We start from the raw sequence: 6634 nt of genomic DNA, 5'->3' as shown, positions 1-6634 counted from the left end.
CCGCCAGCGGACTTACCGTGTGGAACGTCGCCTTCAACACCTGCGGCGCACCCGCCACCACCGGGTTCGTCACCACGATCGTGCACAAGGTCCCCGCCGCCGCCGGCAGCGCGCAGTCCGTCGTGCCGTTCGTCAGCGCCGTGAACGTCGTGTTCTGCGGCACCACTTCATAGAAGCTGTACCCCGCCGCCTGCGTCGTCCCTGCCACCGTGTTCGTCACCGTCAGGTCGAACACCGCATCCTGGTTCGCAACGATCGGGTTCGGCGTGCTCGCATCCACACTCTTCACCACCGTCACCGCCGGTTGCGTCACCGGGTTGTTCGTGCAGCTGTCCGGCGCGGTGCAACTCGGGCCGCTCGGCGGAGTCGTGCATATGCCGTTCGCCGTGCAGCTCGGCGGCAACGTCGTCGAAGCCAGGTTGAAGATGCTCGTCGTTCCCGACGCCAGCGGGCTGGCCACGACCACCGTTACGTCCACGCTCGCCGTGCCATTGTTGGCCGCGATTGGCGACACTGTATCGATCCTGCACGCAGTACCTGCCGGAGCAGCCAAACCGCACGCAGTCGAGCCGGCCGTCGTATCGATTGCAGTAAGCTGCGTATGCTGCGGTACCACTTCATACGCCGTGCCCACACCCGCCGTACCGCCGCTGTTCTTGTAGGTCAGCGTGTACACGATCGTGTCGCCGGCGCTTACCACCGTCGACGTCGTCGCCGGGGCGCCGTTCACCGTCTTTACCGTCTTCGTTACCGTGATGTCCGCCGGTAAGTTCAGCGGATTGGTAATCGTGCCGCTCGATCCCGCGGCGATCGTGCCCGTCGGCGGTACAGTGGTGGCCGTGCCCCAGCTGTAGCCCGTCGGAGCGGCTGCCTTGCTTGTCTCGGTCAAGGTCGGGCACGTTGCCCCCTGCGGCACATTCACCGTCGTCGAACCCGTCGTCGCCGTGCCGGCCAGGGTCACCGTGCCGGTGTACGTACCCGTGTCGCAGGTCAGCGAGAACCCGTACGCGCCCGGCGCACCCGACGCCGGTGCGCCGGTCACCGTCTTGCTGATCGTCACCGCGATCTGGTTGCGCGTCAGCGGATTGGTCATGCTGCCGCTCGACCCGGCTGCAATCGTGCCCACCGGCGCTGTCGTCGTTGCCGTGCCCCAGGTGTAGTTCGTCGGCGCGGTCGCCTTGCTCGTCTCGGTCAAGGTCGGGCACGTTGCCCCCTGCGGCACATTCACCGTCGTCGAACCCGTCGTCGCCGTGCCGGTCAGGGTCACCGTGCCGGTGTACGTACCCGTGTCGCAGGTCAGCGAGAACCCGTACGCGCCCGGCGCACCCGACGCCGGTGCGCCAGTCACCGTCTTGCTGATCGTCACCGCGATCTGGTTGCGCGTCAGCGGATTGACGATCGTGCCACTCGCCGTGCCGCCCGCAGGCATCGCCGCAGCGGAGGGCTGCGTGTACGTCGGCGCACCCCAGGTGTAGTTCGTCGGTGCCGTCGGCCGCGCGCCTTCGGCGATCGTGCAGTTCGTCGATCCCGCCGGGATGCTCACCGTCGTCGATCCCGTCGTCGCGTTCGCCGCCACATTCACCGTGCCGGGATACGTCGCCGCCGGCGTCGAGCACGCCACGTTGAACGGGAACGCCATCGCACTCGTCACCGCCGGACCGCCGGTGATGGTCTTCGTCACCGTCAGCGTGCCGGGGATCAAGCTCAGCGGGTTCGTGATGCTACCGCTCGAACCGGTCGTGATCGTACCCGGCGGCACCGTCGTCTCGGTGCCCCAGTTGTAGTTCGTCGGCGCGGTCGCCTTGCTCGTCTCGGTCAACGTCGAGCATATTGCTCCTTGCGGCACATCCACCGTCGTCGAACCGTTCGTCGCCGTGCCAGTCAGCGCCACCGTTCCCGTGTACGTTCCGTTGTTGCACACCAGCGAGAAAGCGTAACCACCGGGCGCACCCGCGGCCGGTGCACCGGTCACCGTCTTGTTGATCGTCACCGCAACGATCTTGTTCAACGCGCCGCAGTTGTTCGCGGTTGCGCTGGAACTTCCCGTGATTGCCGTCGCGTTGTACGCACCGCTGCCGGCACTCCCGCTGCAGGTCAGTGCCGATGCCGCCGAAGTCATCGTGTAGTTGATCTGCACCGTGTAGGTATGCGTGGTCGGCACACTCGTCGTTCCTGCCGCGATCGATACGTTCGACGCGCTGATCTGGGCTGCCGTGTTGTTCGCCACGGCCGGGACCGGGCTGTTCAACGTTCCGTTCGTCGTCGTCACCGTCCAGTTGGTGAGCGTTACGCCGGTCGCCGGGAATCCCGGCGTGTCCGTCAGCGTGTACGACCCTGCAGCGCCTCCCGTGTTCGACACCGTCAGCGTGTAGGTCGCGGAGTAGGTATTCCCGCCCGTGTTCGTAATCGTGGGCACCCCCTTTGCCACCGTCAGGCTTGGCACGCCCGTCAACGTGCCGCAACCGTTCGCGGTTGCCGCCGTGCCCGTGCTCGGCGTGGCCGTCACCGCGTTGTACGCACCACTGCCCGCACTGCCGCTGCACACCAGCGATGGAGCCGGTACGGACGGGCTCATCGTGTAGTTGATCGTCACCATATAGGTGTGCGTCGCACCGGCCACTATCGATACATTGTTGCCGCTGATCCGGCTTGCAGAATTGTTCGTCGGCGCCGCTGCCAGACTTCCGTTGACCGTTCCACCCGTCGTGGTCACCGTCCAGCTGTTGAACGTCACTCCGCTCGGGAACCCCGGCGTATCCGTCAGCGTGTACTGGCCTGTCGCGTTACCGGTGTTCAATACCTTTACGGCGTACACTGCGGAATACGTGTTTGTCCCCGTCGCGGTGATCGCCGGAGTGCCCTTCGACACCACGATGGCCGTGGTGCCCGGCAGGGTGCCGCAACCGTAGGCACTTGTACTGTTGCCGCCCGAGGTGACGGTCGCCGCATTGAACGCGCCACTGCCCGCAATGCCGGTAGCGCTGCAGGTCAGCGACGATGCCGGTACCGACGAACTCGTGGTGAAGTTGATCGTCACCGTGTAGGTATGCGTCGCGCTCTTCGCGATCGACACATTCGATGCGCTGATCTGGGCGGCAGTGTTGTTCGCCACGGCGGGTAACGGGCTGTTCACCGTCCCGCCCGTCGTCGTCACCGTCCAACTATTCAGCGTCACTCCGATCGGGAACCCCGGCGTGTCCTGCAGCGTATACGTTCCCGCCACCGTACCCGTGTTTGCGACGGTCACGGTGTATTTCGCCGTATACGTGTTGCCGCTTACGTTGGCGATCGTCGGCGCGCTCTTCGCCACCGACAAGGTAGCCGCGTTGTTCGTAATCGTGCAGTTGATTCTGTCGCTCTGGCTTTGCAACGTGATCGTCGGCGGACTGCTCGGGTTGTAGGTTCCGTTCGGAAGAACCGTACTCGAGCCGCTGTTGCTGTTGGTACAGGCGATCGTGGACGTGTAGGCACCGAGCGACGATGCACTGCCGCTCGCCATCGTCTCGCTCAGCTTGACGGTATTGCCCGGCGCAACCGACGCGCTGATCGTGGTTTGATTGCCGGTAGTCGCCCCGGTCGTCGTGCAGGGGCCCACGGCGGCGCACGAGCCGGTGCCTTGACCAACCGACGTACCGGCTGCGTTGATGATGTTGTAGGTGAACTGGTCGGCGGGATTGGCGCGAGCGGTGATGTTCTTGGTCAGGTTCACCTGACCCAGACGTATGCCGAGCAAGATGCCTTGCTTCGACTGTGAAGTCGTCGTCGCGGTAATCTGGAAATTGCTGTTGCCGCTGACGGTGCCAGGGCTGGCGGTGGCGACGATCCACGACGGCCCATTGCCACTGGTAGTCGCCGACTGCACGGCAGTCTGCCCGCTCAAGGTCAGCGTGGCGCCGTTGTTTCCGCCGGATGTGGATGCCACATAGTCGACCTGGGCCCAGTTGCCGCCTGTCGTGGTGTACGTCCAGTTGGCACCGGAGGCGTCACCGGTATCGGTGCTCTCACCGTCGGCCATCACCACCTGATAGTTCGCCACCGGATTGCCGGCGGGATTGGTCAGGGTGATGTCGCTGAGTGTGAACGAAAGCGTATTGGGGTTGCCGCCAGTGGTGCCCATGCTCGATGTCGTATACAGCACGACGTTGGGCGCGCCGGTCTGGCTCCCGCAGGTGGGAAAACAGTAGCCGACGTTGCCTATCGCCGCGCCACTCCAGCTCGGCGGCGGCGTCGGCGCGAAGGTCGCCGGGGTCGTCCCCCCGCGCGTGATGGTCAGACTGAGTACCGAGCCGTCGGCGAGCGTGAAGCTGGCATTCTGACTGCTGCCCGACGCCGGCAGGGATATTCCGCTCCAGTCCATCCAGTAGATGGAACCGGCGACTGAAGGGCTGGCAGTACCGCCCGTCGTGGGATTGGCGGTGTAGGCGAAGTTCGCCATGACGGCCGGCGATACCAAAGCCAACGCAGCCAACGCCACCGTTGCCCACACCCGTCGCACACTGACTCTGTTGACCATGGATACCTCTGTATTGAACTTCAACGCCGCGCTCGCCAAGCCGCAGAACAGCTTGCCGATCCGGTTTCGAGAAAATTCGCGCGGCCAGCGAGCGCTCGCCGCCGCGCGACGGACTTTGCCGGCCGCTTCACCGGCTGGAATGGGTGTCACGACGACAGGACAACGAAATACATCCCCACTATCGGCGACAGCGCGTCGCGCGAATTCCATCGACAACATGCTGCCACCCTACAAGCCTGCCCAAGATCAACCCACAGCCGCGGCACCTAATGCTTTGCGAAGGGGCTTCACATTTTTCGCGACCGAGCCGCAGCATTTAGGCAACATTCGTGCCATTGCAGCACGATCTTTCAGGATGACCTGAAATCCGCTGCACGCAGCAGCCTGCGCTGCACATGCCAAACGATCGCCAGCCACGCCAACGACAAAAAATTACATTACGAAGAATATCAAAAACGTGACGAAATAGGCAATTTCGCCGCGTCAAATTGTGACGCAGTTGGGCAGTTCGTCTCGAATTCAAACAACGAAAAGGGAAAACAACGTCCGCAAACCGGCGTCGTATGCGGGGCACCGGTTTTTTTGCGCGGCAAAAGCGGGCTCAAGGCGTCGCCATCGGCACGCGGCCGTACTTGTCCTCGAGACGGACGATGTCGTCCTCGCCGAAGTAGTCGCCGCACTGCACCTCGATCAAGTGAATGTCGGCGTCGGTCGGGTTCTCCAGACGGTGCAGGGTCTCGACCGGGATGTAGCAGGACTCGTTGCGTTCGAGCAGGAATTCCTTGTCGCCGACGCGCACCTTGGCCGTGCCCTGGACGACGGTCCAGTGCTCGCTGCGGCGGTGGTGCAGTTGCAGGCTCAGCACCTGGCCGGGCTTGACCGTGAGGCGCTTGACCTTGCAGTCGTTCTCGTCCTCGAGAATCGTGTAGCTGCCCCACGGCCGACGCACGGTCTGGTGGTGGCGCGTGCTTTCGTGGCCGTCGTCGCGCAATTGATCGACGACCTGCTTGACCTGCTGCGCATGCTCGCGGTCGGAGACGAGCACGGCGTCTGCGGTGTCGACGATGACCAGATCCTTGACTCCGACCGCGGCGACGATGCGCTTGTTGCTCTGGATGTAGCAGTTTTCGCTGCCGACGACGACGGCCTTGCCGACCACGCGGTTGCCCGCGGCGTCGGGTTCGGTCGCCGACGGAATCTCGCTGACCGCCTTCCACGAACCGATGTCGCTCCAGTCGAAGCCCGCGGCGACCACCGCGCGGCGCGGCGCGCGCTCCATCACCGCGTAGTCGATCGAGATGTCGGGCTGGGCGAGGAATTCGTCCTTGCCGTACTCGACCGGACTCTCGTGCGCGCGCGCGCCGGCATGGCAGATCTGCGCCGCAGCAAGCACATCGGGGCAAGTCTGCGCTGCAACGTCGAGCAGCACGCCGGCACGGAAGCAGAACATGCCCGAGTTCCACACGTAATCGCCGCTGGCCAGGTATTCCTTCGCCTTGTCCAGGCCCGGCTTCTCGACGAATGCGGCAATTTCCCTTTGTCCACTTTTGACGATTTGCGCGCCTTGGCGGATGTAGCCGAAACCGGTGTCCGGACGCTGCGGCGGAATGCCGAACGTGACCAGCCAGCCATCCTGCGCCAGCACCTGCGCGCGCGCGACGTCGGCGGCGAACGCCTCGACATCGTTGATCAGATGATCGGCCGGAAGGACCAGCAGACCCGCTTCGGCACCGAAGTGTTCGCGTACATGCAGCGCGGCGAGCACGATCGCCGGCGCGGTGTTGCGCCCGGCCGGCTCGAGCAGGAAGCGCATGCGATCGATGTCCGCGCCCGGATGGCGCGCGTATTCGTCGCGGTTGAGAAAGTAGAAGTCGCGCCCGGTGACGGTGAGCACGTCGCCTTCGCTCGCCACACGCAGCGCGCGCGTAAGTGCCTTGAACAACAGCGATTCACCGTCGGCCATGCGCATGAACGGTTTCGGATACGCGCTGCGCGACACCGGCCAGAGACGGGTTCCGGCGCCGCCGGACAGAATCACAGGGATCAGCATTTTCGTTCTCCGATTTTTCCCGGCTGCCGCCGGCCATCCACTACGCGGCCCCCTGCCGCGTCCTCGCATCG

The 6634-nt window shown here is 64.5% G+C and carries 3 protein-coding genes; 1 reads left to right on the top strand and 2 read right to left on the bottom strand.

Annotated features, from left to right (window positions below; genetic code table 11):
• Window positions 1–4435: beta strand repeat-containing protein (locus tag AC16HO_RS08150; RefSeq protein ID WP_484335370.1), on the bottom strand; the 4435-nt coding region annotated here is incomplete at its 3' end.
• Here AC16HO_RS08150 and AC16HO_RS08145 point away from each other — a divergent pair.
• Window positions 4434–4877 (top strand): hypothetical protein, encoded by a 444-nt coding sequence (locus tag AC16HO_RS08145; protein WP_395641752.1) that lies wholly within the window; start codon window positions 4434–4436, stop codon window positions 4875–4877. The two genes, AC16HO_RS08150 and AC16HO_RS08145, sit on opposite strands and share 2 nt — an antisense overlap.
• A gap of 237 nt (window positions 4878–5114) precedes the next feature.
• Here AC16HO_RS08145 and AC16HO_RS08140 read toward each other — a convergent pair whose 3' ends face one another.
• Complete coding sequence (locus tag AC16HO_RS08140; RefSeq protein WP_395641751.1) at window positions 5115–6563, bottom strand: mannose-1-phosphate guanylyltransferase/mannose-6-phosphate isomerase; 1449 nt, start codon at window positions 6561–6563, stop codon at window positions 5115–5117.
• Window positions 6564–6634 lie beyond the last annotated feature (71 nt).

Source organism: Rudaea sp. (assembly GCF_057139185.1).
Note: the sequence above shows the minus strand (reverse complement) of the source record. Positions and strands in the feature narration are given on the sequence as shown.

Excerpts from the sequence above, each read along its gene's own strand:
- AC16HO_RS08145 (WP_395641752.1), top strand. The coding sequence starts at position 4,434 with ATGACGGCCGGCGATACCAAAGCCAACGCAGCCAACGCCACCGTTGCC.
- AC16HO_RS08140 (WP_395641751.1), bottom strand. The coding sequence starts at position 6,563 with ATGCTGATCCCTGTGATTCTGTCCGGCGGCGCCGGAACCCGTCTCTGG.